Genomic DNA, 17,308 nt, shown 5'->3' with positions numbered 1-17,308 from the left:
GTTGTATCAGGTGGGGACGGCTTCACGCATCGCCGCTGGAGCCGAACGCGGAGCTGCCGTCCACGATTCGGTGCGCAAGTTGACCTGCGTCCCTACCGATCCTAGGCAGCATCGAGCCCGAGGGCACCTTCATCCACAGAAAGAACTCCACATTTCCGTTCTGACCCGCCAGTGGGCTACGCGCGACCCCCTCGACGTCGAGACCCGCTTCCAGTGCGGAATGCACCACGCCGACGACGGCGCCGCGCCGCTGCTCCTCATCCGTCACCACTCCGGTGCGGCTGAGTGCGCTCCTGCCGACCTCAAACTGCGGTTTGACCATGAGCACCAGATCCCCGCCTTTCCGCGTCGCATTAGCAAGCGGTGCCATCACGAGGGTCAGCGAGATGAAGGAAAGGTCCGCAACCGTCAGGTCCACCCGCCCGCCGATCTGCTCCGAGTCGAGGAACCGGACATTGAGCCCTTCGTGCACGAAAACGCGCGGATCGTTACGCAACTGATCGACCAGCTGCCCGTGCCCAACATCCACCGCCACCACTCCGGCCGCCCCACGGCGAAGCAGGACGTCGGTGAAGCCGCCGGTGGACGCGCCCGCGTCGAGGCACCGCTTGCCCTGAACCCCGACGCCGGTGAAGACTTCCAGCGCACCTTCGAGCTTGTATGCGGCGCGGCTGGGGTAGTCGGGGGCGCCGCTGCCGGCCACGAGTATTTCGTCACCCTCCGAGACCGACGACGAGGCCTTGGTCAGGACAGAGCCGGAGCGGCGAACCCTGCCTTCTGCGATGAGTTGCGCCGCATGGGATCGTGAGCGGGCCAGCCCACGAGCCACCAGCTCCTGGTCAAGTCGGGCCACGCTCAGCTGTGCTCCGTGTTGAGCTCAGCGAGCAGCTCGTCGTGAAGCTGTTCGTAGGCCGTGTGCTGGTCCGCCTCGGCCAGCTCAGGCATCGCGGTGAGCGTGTGCAGAACGTCGTCCACAGCCGCGTCACCGGTGGACGACACTGCTGGATAATCCGCTAGCCCGCCGTCCGGCAGCGATCCTTGCTCAACAGGAGGCGGTTCAGTGGCTCCCACGATGGCTCCTCATCGTTGCGCATCCTCGTCCAGGAATTTCAGTCCGGGAAGATCGGCGGTGTCCTGCAGCGGGCACGCGGCCCACCAGGCAGCGCACGCTGCACGCCAGGCGTCGAGATCATCGCGGCCACCGGTCATAAGAACGACGCCGTTCTCAACCCTGGCTGACGACTCACCGCAGGAGAAGACGCCGTCCTGCTCGGTGACCTCCGGATAAGGACGGTGCAGCTGGTCAAGGTCCGCGAAAAGGTACGTTGGGCGCTGCCTGGTGACGGCTGCCAGCGCGTTCTCTGCCGTGTCCACTCCGGTGAGCACCAGCGCCGTGGCCATTCCGGCACGGTTTCCGCCGAGAATATCCGTGTCGAGGCGGTCGCCCACCACCAGCGCTTCCTCGACGCCGAGGTGAGCCGCCGCCGTTGTAAACAATTGGGCTTCAGGCTTGCCGGCGACGATCGGGCTTCTACCGGTGGCTGCGCTCACCGCCGCGACAAGCGTGCCATTGCCTGGAGCGATTCCACGTGCCTGCGGGATGGACATGTCTGTGTTCGTGGCGACCCACACCGCGCCGCCGGCAACCGCAAACGCAGCCTCGGCGAGATCCTTCCATCCAAGCGATGGCTCGAAGCCCTGAATGACGGCGTCGGGAACCGGATCCGCCGTGGTCACCGGAACGAGGCCCTGATCAGCTACATGCTGCGCAAGGACCGCGCTGCCGGTGACGAGAACTGTTGCCCCCTGCGCCACCTGCGTAGCCAGGAGTTCGGCGCCCGCCAACGCCGACCCGAAGACCTGCTCAGCGGTGGCTGGAGCGCCCAGCTCACGAAGATGTGCTGCCACCTCCGCTGAGGATCGGGATGCGTTATTGGTGATGTAAGCGAGGGCGACGCCAAGGTCCCGGAGCTTCTCCAGCGCCTCAGTGGCACCGGGAATCGCTGACGGGCCTGCATAGACGACGCCGTCAAGATCAGCGAGTACAGCACCGTAACGGCATGCCAGCGGCGTACCGGTCTCACTCACTGTCACGCTGCTCCTCACCTTCACCGGGCTCCTCACCGTTAGCGGGAGCCTCATCAGCCGTGGATTCGACATCCTGGTCCGGAGTTGAACCGACACTCTGGACAGCGCCCCTTGCAGCGGTGCGGTCCAGCTCCAAGTCTTCGTCCTCGCCAACTAGGTCGATGATATCGGGATCCGCAAAGGCACCGACTCCGAGAGCATTCTCCGCACGTTCGGCCTGGCGCTGCCAGGACGCAGCTTCCTCCTCGCGGCCCACTGCCGCAAGAGCGTCTGCGTAGGCACGGAACAGCCGGGGGCTGTAGCTGAAGGCGCGGTTCTTCGTCAGCTGCGGGATCTCGAGCGCGGCGACCGCGGCGTCGAGTTGGTCGAGGTCGGTGCGCGCCCCGGATACCACGATGGCCAACTCGACTTTCCCCGCTGCGTCGAGGGAGGACGCGTCCTCAGACCGGGCGAGGTCCAGGGCGCGATCAGGGCGGCCAAGTCCGCGCTCGCAATCCGCCATTAACGGAAGGTGGACGTTCGATCCGTTGATTCGCCGGTAGGTCCGGAACTCTCGCAGGGCCTCGCCATAGTGTCCCGCCGCGTATGCGGTGAGACCGACCGCTTCGCGGACAACCGCGAGACGGCCCCCGCGACGGCTCGCCGCGAGAGCATGCTGGAACGCAAGCTCCGGCTCGTCGTCGATCAGGCGTCCGGCCATGACGAGATGCTTCGCCACCCACAGGGCGCTTCGCTCCTCGAGGTTCCGGATTTCCGCGCGCGTGACCTTGTCCAGTTCGCTTCCCGTGACATCTTCATCGATCTCGGGGGAACGTTCCCGATCCGGTCGGTTGGCACTGCGAAGATCACGCGCGTTATGCGGGCGCTCGAACGGACCGTCGTTCGGTCCTGTTTCTCTGGGCGAACGCTCAGGACGCCGCCCGTACTCTGCTTCCCTGCGGTCGCCTCCCCGAGGTGCATCACCGTAAGAGCGCCCCGGACGACGGTCCTCGCCGAAGTTGCGGCTTTGTCCACGATCGCCGCCACGGGAGAATCCGTCGCGTCCGGAAGAGCCCCCGGGGCGCGACCTGGTCCCATCCGAAGCTCCGCCGCTTCCGCGCTCTCGGTACGAACGGCCTTCGGCGCCGGCTTCACGTGACCTGTTGTCCCCGCCGGTTGGCCGGTCCCAGCGCCGTGCAGGATCACCGGCATTCCGGGAGTCCTGATCACGGTTGGGGCGGCGCTCGCCGCGCTGCCCATCCCGGTCCTGCCGGTTCGGACGGTTGCCGGACTCGGCTGGCCTGCCCCGACCGCCGAAATCCCTGCGGGGACCGCGGTCGTTGCCACTCTCACGAGAGCCACCCTCACGACGCTGGCCACCACCCTCACGGGTTGGCCGGCCGGAGCCGCTTTCGGAGCGATCCTGATAGCGCGGCCGGTCACCGGATTCAGGCTTGCGGCGGTCTGCGCCGCTACCGGCCCCCCGGGGTGCGGAAAAACCCCGCCGAGGCCGTTCACTCGAGTCACTCCCGCGGCGTTCCGCACCGCGGCGCTCTTCGCCGCGCTTATCATCCTCGCGGTGATTCGCTCCGCGGTCGCGGAAGGGTTCCCGATCAGCCATGGCACAATTCCTCTCGTCATGAGCTGACCTGACCCTGTGTCGGACGCTCTCGCTGTTGATCTATGTGTGAAGTGTCGGAGGATTCTGAGCCTGCGATCTTCCCATTGTAGGCAAGAGCCGGCAGGCGTGTCCGAGTCGTTAAATGACTGAGGCTCCGACAGTATGTCGGAGCCTCAGTGCTAAGTGTTGTCCGGCGGTGTCCTACTCTCCCACACTCTCTCGGGTGCAGTACCATCGGCGCTGTGGGTCTTAGCTTCCGGGTTCGGAATGGGACCGGGCGTTTCCCCCACGCTATGACCGCCGTAACCCTTGTACCCGACCCCGTACCGGTGTGAGCGGTGGTGGGGTGGGAAGTATGTGGTTACAACTGTTCAGTGTAGTTGTACGTAATTGTCAATATTGTGTTGTGTGTTCCCTGGTAACCGGTGTTATTGGTTGGGAACCGCATAGTGGACGCGTAGCATTCGTGTTTTGTGTGGTGTCAAGTTATCGGCGTATTAGTACCGGTCAGCTTCACGAGTCGTTAGTCCTCGCTTCCACATCCGGCCTATCAACCCAGTGGTCTGGCTGGGGGCCTCTCACACCAAATGGTGTATGGAAATCTCATCTTGAAGCAGGCTTCCCGCTTAGATGCTTTCAGCGGTTATCCCATCCGAACGTAGCTAATCAGCGGTGCACTTGGCAGTACAACTGACACACCAGAGGTTCGTCCGTCCCGGTCCTCTCGTACTAAGGACAGCCCTTCTCAAATTTCCTACGCGCGCAGCGGATAGGGACCGAACTGTCTCACGACGTTCTAAACCCAGCTCGCGTACCGCTTTAATGGGCGAACAGCCCAACCCTTGGGACCTACTCCAGCCCCAGGATGCGACGAGCCGACATCGAGGTGCCAAACCATGCCGTCGATATGGACTCTTGGGCAAGATCAGCCTGTTATCCCCGAGGTACCTTTTATCCGTTGAGCGACGGCCATTCCACAATGTACCGCCGGATCACTAGTCCCGACTTTCGTCCCTGCTTGAGATGTCTCTCTCACAGTCAAGCTCCCTTGTGCACTTACACTCGACACCTGATTGCCAACCAGGCTGAGGGAACCTTTGGGCGCCTCCGTTACTTTTTAGGAGGCAACCGCCCCAGTTAAACTACCCATCAGGCACTGTCCCTGACCCGGATTACGGGCCGAAGTTAGATATCCAGAGTGACCAGAGTGGTATTTCAACGATGACTCCACCTGAACTAGCGTCCAAGCTTCACAGTCTCCCACCTATCCTACACAAGCCACACCGAACACCAATACCAAACTATAGTGAAGGTCTCGGGGTCTTTCCGTCCTGCTGCGCGTAACGAGCATCTTTACTCGTAGTGCAATTTCGCCGAGTTTATGGTTGAGACAGCGGGGAAGTCGTTACTCCATTCGTGCAGGTCGGAACTTACCCGACAAGGAATTTCGCTACCTTAGGATGGTTATAGTTACCACCGCCGTTTACTGGGGCTTGAATTCCCAGCTTCGCCCACAAGTGAGCTAACCGGTCCTCTTAACCTTCCAGCACCGGGCAGGAGTCAGTCCGTATACATCGTCTTGCGACTTCGCACGGACCTGTGTTTTTAGTAAACAGTCGCTTCCCCCTGGTCTCTGCGGCCCCGATCCGCCTCCCCACAGCAAGTGTGGTTCACGGTTGGGGCCCCCCTTCTCCCGAAGTTACGGGGGCATTTTGCCGAGTTCCTTAACCATAATTCTCTCGATCGCCTTAGTATTCTCTACCTGATCACCTGTGTCGGTTTGGGGTACGGGCAGTTGGAACCTCACGCCGATGCTTTTCTAGGCAGCATAGGATCATCGGATCCCCACCAAAAAGCGGGGCCCATCGGGTCTCAGAGACGGTATCAAAACCAGGACCACGGATTTGCCTATGGTCCCTCCTACATCCTTAGACCGGGACAACCATCGCCCGGCCCGACTACCTTCCTGCGTCACACCTGTTAATACGCTTACCTCCCAAGATCAGGTCCCACGCTCCCCATCAACACGGACCCCGAAGGGCACTGGAAAATGGTTTGGGCGGTTAGTATCCCTTGTTCAGTATGGGCGGTTCTTCACCGGTACGGGAATATCAACCCGTTGTCCATCGACTACGCCTGTCGGCCTCGCCTTAGGTCCCGACTTACCCAGGGCAGATTAGCTTGACCCTGGAACCCTTGATCATTCGGCGGACGGGTTTCTCACCCGTCTTTCGCTACTCATGCCTGCATTCTCACTCGTGTAGGCTCCACCGCTGGTTTACACCGCGACTTCACTGCCCACACGACGCTCCCCTACCACTCCAAACGCCTGAACTCAGGAGAACAAGTCTCCGGCTTGGCTAACATTTGAAATCCACAACTTCGGCGGTGTACTTGAGCCCCGCTACATTGTCGGCGCGGAATCACTTGACCAGTGAGCTATTACGCACTCTTTCAAGGATGGCTGCTTCTAAGCCAACCTCCTGGTTGTCTGAGCAACTCCACATCCTTTCCCACTTAGCACACGCTTAGGGGCCTTAGTTGGTGGTCTGGGCTGTTTCCCTCTCGACTATGAAGCTTATCCCCCACAGTCTCACTGCTGCGCTCTCACTTACCGGCATTCGGAGTTTGGCTGACGTCAGTAACCTTGTAGGGCCCATCGGCCATCCAGTAGCTCTACCTCCGGCAAGAAACACGCAACGCTGCACCTAAATGCATTTCGGGGAGAACCAGCTATCACGAAGTTTGATTGGCCTTTCACCCCTACCCACAGCTCATCCCCTCCATTTTCAACTGAAGTGGGTTCGGTCCTCCACGACGTCTTACCGTCGCTTCAACCTGGCCATGGGTAGATCACTTCGCTTCGGGTCTAGATCACGCCACTCACTCGCCCTATTCAGACTCGCTTTCGCTACGGCTACCCCACACGGGTTAACCTCGCGACGTAACACTAACTCGCAGGCTCATTCTTCAAAAGGCACGCCATCACAGGACAAAATCCCGCTCTGACGGATTGTAGGCACACGGTTTCAGGTACTATTTCACTCCCCTCCCGGGGTACTTTTCACCTTTCCCTCACGGTACTGGTCCGCTATCGGTCATCAGGGAGTATTTAGGCTTACCAGGTGGTCCTGGCAGATTCGCACGGGATTTCTCGGGCCCCGTACTACTTGGGATACTCTCCAAGCGGCAGCACGCATTACAGCTACGGGACTCTCACCCACTCCGGTCGGGCCTTCAAACCCGTTCACCTATACGCCTGCACTCACTTCACCAGTCCGGCAGAACTGATACGGAAAGTCCCGCAACCCCAGAGATGCAACGCCCGCCGGCTATCACACACCACTGGTTTAGCCTCATCCGCGTTCGCTCGCCACTACTAACGGAATCACTATTGTTTTCTCTTCCTGTGGGTACTGAGATGTTTCACTTCCCCACGTTCCCCCCACGCACCCTATGTGTTCAGGTACGGGTCACCCAGTCACTCGCGCGCTGAGCGGGGTTTCCCCATTCGGACATCCTGGGATCAAAGTTCGGTTATCAACTCCCCCAGGCTTATCGCAGATTCCCACGTCCTTCTTCGGCTCCTGATGCCAAGGCATCCACCGTGTGCCCTTAAAAACTTGACGATCACACACAACCAACACAACCAACCCCAAAGAGCCGGCCATGCCAAACGATTGCGTGCATACACAAAATTTAAGATGCTCGCGTCCACTATGCAGTTCTCAAACAACAACCCCAGTCAACACACCACCCACACCCCACAACCCCAAACAAACAGGATCAAGACATGAGCGGTAATGCCCAGGAAAACCAGAAACACCAGCCAACCAAACCCCCACCCGAAACAAACCACACAACCGTGCGACTCATCCCCAGCAGAAACCCAGCCCCTGTTGCCTCAGGACCCAACAGTGTGCCACACACTACCGAACCAGCAACCAACCAGCCCTTTCCCAAACCACACACCCCACCCCGCCAGGACAAACCCGACAGAACAGAAAACATGCGACCCGTACTCAAACCAACCAGCACCAACCCGGCACCTATTCATTGATATTCCACCCATGAGCACCCACCGCAGAACAAACGCCTGCGCAATGGGCATACTCCTGACAACCCCCACACCCCACACAACGCAGGATGCAAACAGTTGTAGGCGCTCCTTAGAAAGGAGGTGATCCAGCCGCACCTTCCGGTACGGCTACCTTGTTACGACTTAGTCCCAATCGCCGGTCCCACCTTCGACGGCTCCCCCCCAAAAGGGTTAGGCCACCGGCTTCGGGTGTTACCAACTTTCGTGACTTGACGGGCGGTGTGTACAAGGCCCGGGAACGTATTCACCGCAGCGTTGCTGATCTGCGATTACTAGCGACTCCGACTTCATGAGGTCGAGTTGCAGACCTCAATCCGAACTGAGACCGGCTTTTTGGGATTAGCTCCACCTCACAGCATCGCAACCCTTTGTACCGGCCATTGTAGCATGCGTGAAGCCCAAGACATAAGGGGCATGATGATTTGACGTCGTCCCCACCTTCCTCCGAGTTGACCCCGGCAGTCTCCCATGAGTCCCCGGCATAACCCGCTGGCAACATGGAACGAGGGTTGCGCTCGTTGCGGGACTTAACCCAACATCTCACGACACGAGCTGACGACAACCATGCACCACCTGTAAACCGGCCACAAGTGGCCGACACATCTCTGCGCCGTTCCGGTTCATGTCAAGCCTTGGTAAGGTTCTTCGCGTTGCATCGAATTAATCCGCATGCTCCGCCGCTTGTGCGGGCCCCCGTCAATTCCTTTGAGTTTTAGCCTTGCGGCCGTACTCCCCAGGCGGGGCACTTAATGCGTTAGCTACGGCGCGGAAAACGTGGAATGTCCCCCACACCTAGTGCCCAACGTTTACGGCATGGACTACCAGGGTATCTAATCCTGTTCGCTCCCCATGCTTTCGCTCCTCAGCGTCAGTTAATGCCCAGAGACCTGCCTTCGCCATCGGTGTTCCTCCTGATATCTGCGCATTTCACCGCTACACCAGGAATTCCAGTCTCCCCTACATCACTCAAGTCTGCCCGTACCCACCGCAGATCCGGAGTTAAGCCCCGGACTTTCACGGCAGACGCGACAAACCGCCTACGAGCTCTTTACGCCCAATAATTCCGGATAACGCTTGCGCCCTACGTATTACCGCGGCTGCTGGCACGTAGTTAGCCGGCGCTTCTTCTGCAGGTACCGTCACTTTCGCTTCTTCCCTACTGAAAGAGGTTTACAACCCGAAGGCCTTCATCCCTCACGCGGCGTCGCTGCATCAGGCTTGCGCCCATTGTGCAATATTCCCCACTGCTGCCTCCCGTAGGAGTCTGGGCCGTGTCTCAGTCCCAGTGTGGCCGTCCACCCTCTCAGGCCGGCTACCCGTCGTCGCCTTGGTAGGCCATTACCCCACCAACAAGCTGATAGGCCGCGAGTCCATCCAAAACCACAAAAGCTTTCCACCAACCACCATGCGATAGTCAGTCATATCCAGTATTAGACCCAGTTTCCCAGGCTTATCCCAGAGTCAAGGGCAGGTTACTCACGTGTTACTCACCCGTTCGCCACTAATCCCCCCAGCAAGCTAGGGATCATCGTTCGACTTGCATGTGTTAAGCACGCCGCCAGCGTTCATCCTGAGCCAGGATCAAACTCTCCGTAAAAAACTACGAACACAACACAAACCCCCCGGAAAAAGAGAAGCCCATGCTGCACAAAATTCGAAACCAGCCAAAAAACCAGCCACCCCACCAGGGCGAGATGACCAGCAAATCAACCAATCAAAAACAATCGGTATCAACAAACATGGCACACTATTGAGTTCTCAAACAACAGAAGCAATTCACATACTTTGTAAAGTTTTCATTTACATTTCCGTGCTGCGGTGTTACTAAATCTATTTCATCCGAATTGTTTCTGTCAAATCGGCTTATTTGCCGGAATTCGACCGAACAATTCGAATCCGCCCACCACAAACTGTCTGGCTTTGGGCTTTCGCGCTCAGCGCACGCCCGAACCATTCGGTTTTAGGAGGGGGTTTGTCGCCACTCAGCGGCGGCGACTCAGAAAACATTACACGGCCTTCGGGCCCCTTGCAAATCGCCTTCTGATAAGCCGGAAACCGGCGGGAACTAGCTGACTTCGACGGTTGCGAGTGTCCGCTTTCCGCGACGGAGCAGCAGGAACCGACCGTGCAACAGCTGCTGCGGACCGACGGTGGCGTCAGGATCGGACACCTTTTCGTTGTTCACGTAGGCACCGCCTTCAGCGACGGTTCGGCGGGCTGCGGAATTGCTGGGAGACAGCCCGCTGCTCACGAGGAGATCGATGATGCCAAGCCCGCCGCCGTCGACCTTTGCGGTTGGCAGCTCAGCGGTTGCAGCGCGAAGAGTGACCTCGTCCAGCTCGGTCAGGTCGCCCTGCCCGAACAGTGCCGCAGAGGCAGCAATCACCTTGTTCGTTGCCTCGACGCTGTGAACCAGTGAAGTGACGTCGAAGGCGAGGGCGCGCTGCGCCTCACGCAGGTGCGGCCGGTCGGCCACGGATTCCGCCAGCTGATCGATGTCCGCACGGCTGCGGAAGGTGAAGACCTTCAACCGGTCGACGACATCTGCATCCGACGTGTTCAGCCAGAACTGGTACATCGCATACGGTGTGGTCATTTCCGAATCCAGCCAAACGGCATTGCCCTCGCTCTTGCCGAACTTGGTGCCATCCGAGTTGGTGATCAGGGGGGTTCCGATTGCGTGGACAGTCTTGCCCTCCACCTTGCGGATGAGTTCCGTACCACTGGTCAGGTTGCCCCACTGATCAGACCCGCCGGTCTGCAGGACGCACTGGTGGTCGCGGAAAAGATGCAGGTAATCCATGCCCTGCAGCACCTGGTAGCTGAACTCCGCGTAACTGATGCCTTCCTCGGAGTGCAGACGCTTGGCAACTGTTTCCTTCTTGACCATGGTGCCGACGCGGAAGTGCTTGCCGACCTCGCGCAGGAAATCAATTGCGCTCATGGGCGCAGTCCAGTCAAGGTTATTGACCATCCGGGCAGCGTTGTCGCCCTCGAAGCTCAGGAACCGCTGGACCTGCCCCTGTAGGTACCCGACCCACTCGGCAACGGTTTCCTTTGTGTTCATGGTGCGCTCAGCGGACGGCCGGGGGTCTCCCACCAGCCCCGTGGATCCACCGACCAGGCCAATCGGCCTGTGACCAGCAAGCTGAAGCCGGCGCATTGTCAGCAACTGGACGAGGTTTCCCAGATGCAGGCTCGGAGCCGTGGGGTCAAAACCGCAGTAGTACGTGATGGGTGCGCCGGCGAGAAGTTTTTCTAACTCCGCCTCATCAGTGGAAACGTGGATCAGCCCGCGCCACTTCAGCTCCTGCCAGAGGTTCTCGAAGGAGCTGTCGTTTTGCTGCTGGTTCACGGCCGCGTGCGCGGCTTCGGTAGGTTGTTGCACTGCTTCAAAATATCAGCCCTCAATGCCCTCCGGAATTTCGCCCGTCGAAATGAGGCGGAGACGCTGGGTCGGCCTGGTCATTGCGACGTACAGGTCCCCTACCCGGACGGCTTCCTGCTTCAGCATCTCGGCCGGTTCCAGGACCACTACGCCGTCGAACTCCAGGCCCTTTGCCTCGCGTGGTGTGGTGACCACGATGTCCTGGCCCAGCCCGCCTGCGCCCCTGCCGACTCGGTTGCCGTACGCCGCCGTGACGGCGGCCCGGACCTGCTCGACGATGCGCGCAGGCGCGATGACGGCAAGAAGACCATCGGAAATCGCATCCAGTTCCTCCGGCAAGGCAGACAGTAACGCCGGTTCGAGCTCCGAAACCTGGTCGATCACCGGATCCCACCGCCCTTCGCGGACCGCCTTCGGGGCAGACACGACGAGGCCTGCGGCATTAGCCATGCGTACTGCCGCCTCGGCAATCTGCGCCGGCGTCCGGTAGTTGACCGTCAGCTCCTCAAGCTGCCACCGCTCCCCCACGAACGGCTCGAGTGCCTGCTGCCACGAGTGGGAACCGGCGATGGAGCTGGTTTGCGCAATGTCACCGACAATCGTGAAGGACTTGAGAGGGCATTTGCGCATGAGCAGCCTCCACTGCATCGGCGAAAGCTCCTGCGCTTCATCCACCACGATGTGCCCATACGCCCATGTGCGGTCACCGGATGCACGCTCGGCAGCCGTCAACCGCGATTCCGCAACCGTATTGTGCTCCGCGAGTTGTTCGGCACTGAGCATGCCGTCAATGCCGGCGTCCTCAAGTGTGCCGCTGACGTTCTCCAGGGCGCGCTCGGCGTTGGCTAGGTCCCGGCGTCGTTCCTGTTCCTGTTCCGCGGCGTTGCGTCCTGCGGACGCATCAAGCTCACCCAGCAGTTCCGCAGCCTCATCGAGGAGAGGGACGTCCGCTTCCGTCCATGGCGCGTCTTCCGTTCGGTAGAGCAGCTCCAGCTCGGCATCGCTCAAGTGGGGTGCGGCGGCCTCGAGCTGGGCAGGCTTGGCGTAAAGGTCCCGCAGGAGTTTCTCCGGCGTCATGGGCATCCAGGCGAGATTGAGCGCGATCCGCACATCGCGCGAGGTCCGTACGTCCTCGGTGAGATAGGAGCGGTCCGCGGTGTTTCCGGCACCCGAGGATTCTTCGAGCTGCTCAGTCAGCTGCTCGGTGAGCTCGCGCAGCATGATCTTCACGAACGTAGTACGCGCCTCATTGTGCGGTTTCCCGGTGGCGCGGGCGCGGTCCCGCGCCCGGCGGACCTGCCGGGGAGTGAGGATCAGGGTGGTCCCCTCGACGTTGAGCTTTCGGTTCTCAGCCGGTATGCGCTGCCGGTTGGCCACAGCCTGCTTGATGACGCCGGCCATGTCCAGCCTGCCCTTGAGCTCTGCCGTCTCTCCTGACTGCTCCTGAACAGCCTGAATCCCCGGCATCAGGCTGCCGATGCTCGCCATCACCACCCCGGTTTCACCCAGCGAGGGCAGCACGCGCTCGATGTACTTCATGAAGGCATTGGTAGGACCGACCAGCAGCACTCCGGCAGATTTGAGCCGCTCCCGGTGTGTGTACAGCAGGTAGGCAGCCCGGTGCAGGGCGACGGCCGTCTTGCCTGTACCCGGACCGCCCTGTACGACGACGACGCCCGGCAGCGGCGCGCGGATGATGCGGTCCTGCTCGGACTGGATAGTTCCGACGATGTCCGACATCTGCCCGGTGCGCCGCGAATTCAGCGCGGCCAGCAGCGCTCCCTCCCCCTGCAGCGAGTCGGCGTCAGTAAGCATGGAAGCGTCGAGAACATCATCTTCCACAGCGACGACGTCCCGTTGGGAAAGGATCAGGTGACGACGGCGGCGGACGCCCATCCGCTCGAAAGCCGTGGCCTGGTAGAAGGTACCCGCTTCCGGTGCACGCCAGTCCACCATGAGCTGCTGCAGATCCTCGGAGGACAGACCGATGCGGCCGATGTAGCGCTCATCACCGCTGTCCAGATCGAGACGCCCGAACACCAACCGGTCATCGACCGCATTCAACTGGGCGAGGCGGTCCTCGTACATGGTGGCGAACGCATCGCGCTCGGACCGGTTCTGATGTGATCCGGCCGATGTTGTCCGGCGCACCTGATCGAGCTGGCGCTGCTTTTCGGCCCGCAGTTCATCAAGCCGTTGATACAGGCCGGCCACATAACCCCGCTCGTGGTCCAGCTCGTTCCGGGCTACTGACATTTCATGCATTGCGCGTTTCCCTCTCGCCAAGGCGGACCGTCAATTCTATCCCCCTTCGGTGCGAATTTCCTTTATGCCGCTGTGCACGCTGCCGGATGTTTCGCCCGGTGCGGTTCTCCGTGCGGGATCAGCCGCCCTCCGGGCGCCTCGGGGCTTGGCGGCCGGCCGGTACACGGAGACGCTCGGGTCCCCGGCCAGCCAGTAGCGCCAGGGGTAGGCCGGTGATCCGCCGGGTCCACTCACGCCGACGCGCGGGCCCGTCTGAAGACGCAGGGGGTCTGCAGGATGGTCCGGCAAAGTGAGCTGGAGCCGGTCAGAGAAAACATCCGTTCCGTCCAACTCCCGGTCGATCCCGAGGGCCTGCGCCAGGCGCGCCGGACCGCGCGCAAGGTCCCGGTCCAGGCGAGGGTTGCCCCGACGGCGCCGGGCCGCGTCCACTCCGCCGACGATCTCCCCTGCGCGCAGGAGCAGTCCGGTGGCATTGCCTGGCCACCCACAGACCACGTTGGCGCAATAGTGCATGCCATAGGTGAAGTACACGTACAGGTGCCCCGCTTCACCGAACATGGTCGCGTTACGGGCCGTCTGTCCGCGGAATGCATGGGAGCCCGGGTCTTCTGACCCCATATAGGCTTCCACCTCGGTGATACGCACCGTGACCGGCTCCGCGCCGTCGTCATGGGTCAGGTGCGCGCCCAGCAGGAGCGGTGCAACCTCGATGGCCGGGTGCGCAAGCCGGGTGCGCTGGAGAGCTGGATCCACGAAAAGACCGTATCAAGACGCAGGGACTCAGCCTGCACGGTCATGTCCGATTTCCGCTAGCAGCGCACTCGTCCGCCTGCGAGGATGGACTCATGGATTTCTGGCAGCAGTACCGGGCGATCGAATCGCGGGACACCCGGTTTGACGGGCAATTTGTCACCGCGGTGGCGACGACGAAGATCTACTGCCGCCCGTCCTGCCCTGCACGCACTCCGAAACCGGCCAACGTCAGCTTTTATCCGACCTCTGCGGCGGCGCACGAGGCCGGATACCGTGCCTGCAAGCGATGCCTGCCCGAAGCGGTACCCGGTACGCCAGCGTGGAACCTGCGCTCGGATATCGCTGCGCGGGCAATGAGGCTGATTTCCGACGGCGAGATTGACCGCGTCGGCGTTCCGGGGCTGGCGCTGCGGCTCGGCTACTCAACCCGCCAGCTTGGCCGGATCCTCCACCACGAGCTGGGTGCCGGCCCGCTCGCGCTCGCGCGCGCCACCCGGGCACAAACGGCGCGGACACTGCTCACCGCCACCGATCTGGCGCTTTCCGACGTAGCCTTCGCCTCCGGGTTCAACAGCATCCGCCAGTTCAATGAGACGGTCCAGGAGATCTACGACCTCTCCCCCTCGCAGCTGCGGCACCGCAGCCGTACTCTTTCCCATGCATCGACGGCGGCCGGCTCCCCGACGTCCCTCAGCCTGACACTGCCCGCGCGCACGCCCTACGACGACGGCATCTTCTCCTTCCTGCGCGCCCGCGCCGTCAACGGTGTTGAGCAGGGTGATCCGGCAAGCTATGCCCGCCTGCTGCGCCTGCCCGGCGGCGAGGGCTGGTTCAAGGCCGAACCAGGACCGCGCGGACTCGATGTCTCCGTGACGGTGGAGCAGTTGAAGGACCTGCCCGTCCTGCTGTCCCGCATCCGACGCCTGTTCGATCTGGACGCTGATCCCGCGGCCATCGACGATGTCCTCTCGGCAGACCCGGTCCTGGAAACCCGCGTGCAGCAATATCCGGGGATCCGCCTGCCGGGTGCGGTGGATCCGCAGGAGATCCTGATCCGCGCCATGGTCGGCCAGCAGATCACCGTAGCGGCCGCCACCGGTATCCTGGACACTCTCAGCGTGCTGGGCGAGCCCTCCAGGCTCGGCCGTCCCGGTCATTCCCGTCTGTTCCCCACCGCTGCTGCCCTGGCCGATGGGGCGGGCCCGCTGCTGAAGGGACCGGCGCGCCGCCGCTCGAGTCTGCTGGCCGTCTCAGCGGCCCTGGCCGACGGCAGCCTGAGGATCGGCGTGGCTGACACACCCGGTGAACTGGCGCAGAAGCTCCTGCCGCTGCCGGGAATCGGGCCGTGGACTGTCCGCTACGTCGCCATGCGGGTACTTGGTGCTACAGATATCCATCTGGACAACGACGCCGCGGTCCGCACAGGTTTCGCCCGGTTATCCGGACGCACCGCCGATCCGCGGGAAACAACCGCCTGGTGTGAACAGTTCAGTCCCTGGCGTTCCTACGCGACCATGCACCTCTGGCGCCTCGCCTCCGAGAAACCGCTCGCCGCTGATCAGCAATCACAAACCCAGGCAGCAACCGATACCCCTAGAAAGGCGCTGGCATCATGACCACCCAGACCACCACCGTTCCCACTCCCGACGGGCCGTTTACGGTCGTGGAACGGGACGGTGCAGTCCTGGCCTCCGGCTGGACCGCTGAGCTCTCCGAGTTGACGGGTCAGATTCACCCAACCCTCAGGGCGGAACCTGTTCAGTCTGTACGAAGTCTCGCGTCCATCACGGACGCCGTGTCAGCCTATTACGACGGCGACCTCGCCGCCATCGAGAGGGTACGGGTGCATCAGTTGTCAGGACCTTTCCGTAACCACGCCTGGGACGTGCTGCGCACTGTTGCCCCCGGAAGGCCGGTGACCTATTCGGAGTATGCCCGGCTGGCCGGCCGGCCCGCCGCCATCCGTGCCGCCGCCGGAGCCTGCGCCTTCAACGCTGCTGCGCTGTTTGTTCCGTGCCATCGGGTGATCCGGACGGACGGCAGTCTCGGCGGCTTCCGCTGGGGCGTTGCCGTCAAGACCAGCCTGCTGGCCCGCGAGAAAACAGCCTCTCAGTCCGCTGACCCGGTAAGCGTTGCACGGTAGAAATCTTCGAGCGCGTGCAACTTGCGCATGCTGGTATGCGGCTGGTCGCCGTCCACCGACACCGCGACAGCATCCAGATGGGCGTGCCACTGAGCCAGCAGGGCGGGAGCTTCGTCCTGGCCCTCCACAACGTGCCGGACGGCCACCCGGGTACTGCCGCCGTCCGCAGTGAAATCGACCTCAGCCTGCTCAACCCTCGGCTGTTGTTCGGGATCCGCAGTGAGCGCATCCTTTACGAGCGGCAGGGTGGAAGGGAGGCGACGGTCGAAATGGACCATGGTGACGCCGTCGTCCGTTTCCACCCATCCCATGGTGTTGGACACGTTGAACTCTTCGGCATAGGCGTCCCGCAGGGCCGCCCAACCTCCATCGGGCGCCGGTTCCCTGCCGGCGGCGACGTCCTCCAGCGCGGCGAGGATCTGTTGCCAGCCGGCGGCTCCCTCGGTCAGGAAGTCCGGTGTCTCGGAGCGTGCGCGCAGCTGCAGCAGGGCGCCGCCGCTGCACTCAAGCACGCGCCATTCAAGGATCGATTCGAGACCCAGTGCATCATCCCAGGTGATCTGGAGACTGGTGGGCGGATTGAGCTGCAATACCGTACCCGTGGTGACTCCGCCACCCATATCCAGCGAGTATTCCTTCCCCAGTTCCCAGTGGCCGGCCAGTTCTCCCAGCCATAGGCGCACCTTGCCCGGGTCCGTCAGCAGGTTCCAGATGTATGAGCGCGGGTAATCGAACTGGCGGTCGAAGGCGAGCACGTAGCCGCCGCTCAAACGCTCGATGCGGCCACGCGGCACCACGGGATGAGCCGCTGATCGATCAACATCCGGCGTCATGGCGTCTGCCTTTACCTCGTCCTGAACCTGCGGTAATTCTGCTCGCGTGCTTCCCAACTTAGCGCAGTGCCGTGCGCCTGATAAGAGTTGCGCGGCGCAGATCCGAATCTTTCAGACGCCGCGACATGCAGCGTAGTCC

At 61.8% G+C, this 17,308-nt stretch carries 10 protein-coding genes and 3 rRNA genes; 2 read left to right on the top strand and 11 right to left on the bottom strand.

What is annotated here, in order from left to right; all coding sequences use genetic code 11:
- Positions 1-22 precede the first annotated feature (22 nt).
- The 10 genes from ACZ2GY_RS06100 to ACZ2GY_RS06055 all read right to left on the bottom strand — a co-directional run bounded on the left by ACZ2GY_RS06100 (position 23) and on the right by ACZ2GY_RS06055 (position 14,193).
- On the bottom strand, positions 23-853 hold the full coding sequence (locus ACZ2GY_RS06100) for a TlyA family RNA methyltransferase (RefSeq protein ID WP_471673283.1): 831 nt from the start codon (positions 851-853) through the stop codon (positions 23-25).
- Between the two features lie 2 nt (positions 854-855).
- The gene (locus tag ACZ2GY_RS06095) at positions 856-1,071 is read right to left on the bottom strand and encodes a hypothetical protein (RefSeq protein WP_277359389.1); all 216 of its coding nucleotides are present in this window, start codon (positions 1,069-1,071) and stop codon (positions 856-858) included.
- Positions 1,072-1,080: 9 nt separating this feature from the next.
- The gene (locus ACZ2GY_RS06090) at positions 1,081-2,094 is read right to left on the bottom strand and encodes an HAD-IIA family hydrolase (protein WP_471673282.1); all 1,014 of its coding nucleotides are present in this window, start codon (positions 2,092-2,094) and stop codon (positions 1,081-1,083) included.
- Complete coding sequence (locus ACZ2GY_RS06085; protein ID WP_471673281.1) at positions 2,081-3,688, bottom strand: hypothetical protein; 1,608 nt, start codon at positions 3,686-3,688, stop codon at positions 2,081-2,083. The genes ACZ2GY_RS06090 and ACZ2GY_RS06085 overlap by 14 nt, the downstream gene beginning before the upstream one ends.
- Before the next feature lie 188 nt (positions 3,689-3,876).
- A 5S ribosomal RNA gene (gene rrf / locus ACZ2GY_RS06080) occupies positions 3,877-3,993 on the bottom strand.
- Between the two features lie 172 nt (positions 3,994-4,165).
- Positions 4,166-7,317 (bottom strand): 23S ribosomal RNA (locus ACZ2GY_RS06075).
- Positions 7,318-7,861: 544 nt separating this feature from the next.
- Positions 7,862-9,384, bottom strand: a 16S ribosomal RNA gene (locus ACZ2GY_RS06070).
- The 16S, 23S and 5S rRNA genes sit together here, the layout of an rRNA operon.
- A 468-nt stretch (positions 9,385-9,852) precedes the next feature.
- Complete coding sequence (tyrS, locus tag ACZ2GY_RS06065) at positions 9,853-11,175, bottom strand: tyrosine--tRNA ligase (protein WP_277359909.1); 1,323 nt, start codon at positions 11,173-11,175, stop codon at positions 9,853-9,855.
- A 12-nt stretch (positions 11,176-11,187) separates the two neighbouring features.
- A complete protein-coding gene (locus ACZ2GY_RS06060) occupies positions 11,188-13,440 on the bottom strand; it encodes an AAA family ATPase (protein ID WP_471673280.1) in 2,253 nt (750 codons plus the stop codon).
- A 36-nt stretch (positions 13,441-13,476) separates the two neighbouring features.
- A complete protein-coding gene (locus tag ACZ2GY_RS06055) occupies positions 13,477-14,193 on the bottom strand; it encodes a DNA-3-methyladenine glycosylase (RefSeq protein ID WP_471673279.1) in 717 nt (238 codons plus the stop codon).
- Positions 14,194-14,285: 92 nt separating this feature from the next.
- Between ACZ2GY_RS06055 and ACZ2GY_RS06050 the strand changes: the two genes are divergently transcribed.
- Together ACZ2GY_RS06050 and ACZ2GY_RS06045 are read left to right on the top strand one after the other, a co-directional pair.
- Positions 14,286-15,809: an AlkA N-terminal domain-containing protein gene (locus ACZ2GY_RS06050; RefSeq protein WP_471673278.1), complete on the top strand. Its 1,524-nt coding sequence runs from the start codon at positions 14,286-14,288 to the stop codon at positions 15,807-15,809.
- Entirely contained in the window at positions 15,806-16,336 is a 531-nt protein-coding gene (locus ACZ2GY_RS06045; RefSeq protein WP_056548402.1) for a methylated-DNA--[protein]-cysteine S-methyltransferase, read from the top strand. Before ACZ2GY_RS06050 ends, ACZ2GY_RS06045 begins: the two co-directional genes overlap by 4 nt.
- Here ACZ2GY_RS06045 and ACZ2GY_RS06040 read toward each other — a convergent pair.
- Positions 16,303-17,169 carry an SRPBCC domain-containing protein gene (locus ACZ2GY_RS06040; RefSeq protein ID WP_471673277.1) on the bottom strand — a complete coding sequence of 289 codons (867 nt, stop codon included), beginning with the start codon at positions 17,167-17,169 and terminating at the stop codon, positions 16,303-16,305. The two genes, ACZ2GY_RS06045 and ACZ2GY_RS06040, sit on opposite strands and share 34 nt — an antisense overlap.
- Between the last annotated feature and the right edge of the window lie 139 nt (positions 17,170-17,308).

This window comes from Arthrobacter sp. KKT183 (assembly GCF_055657625.1).
Note: the sequence above shows the minus strand (reverse complement) of the source record. Positions and strands in the feature narration are given on the sequence as shown.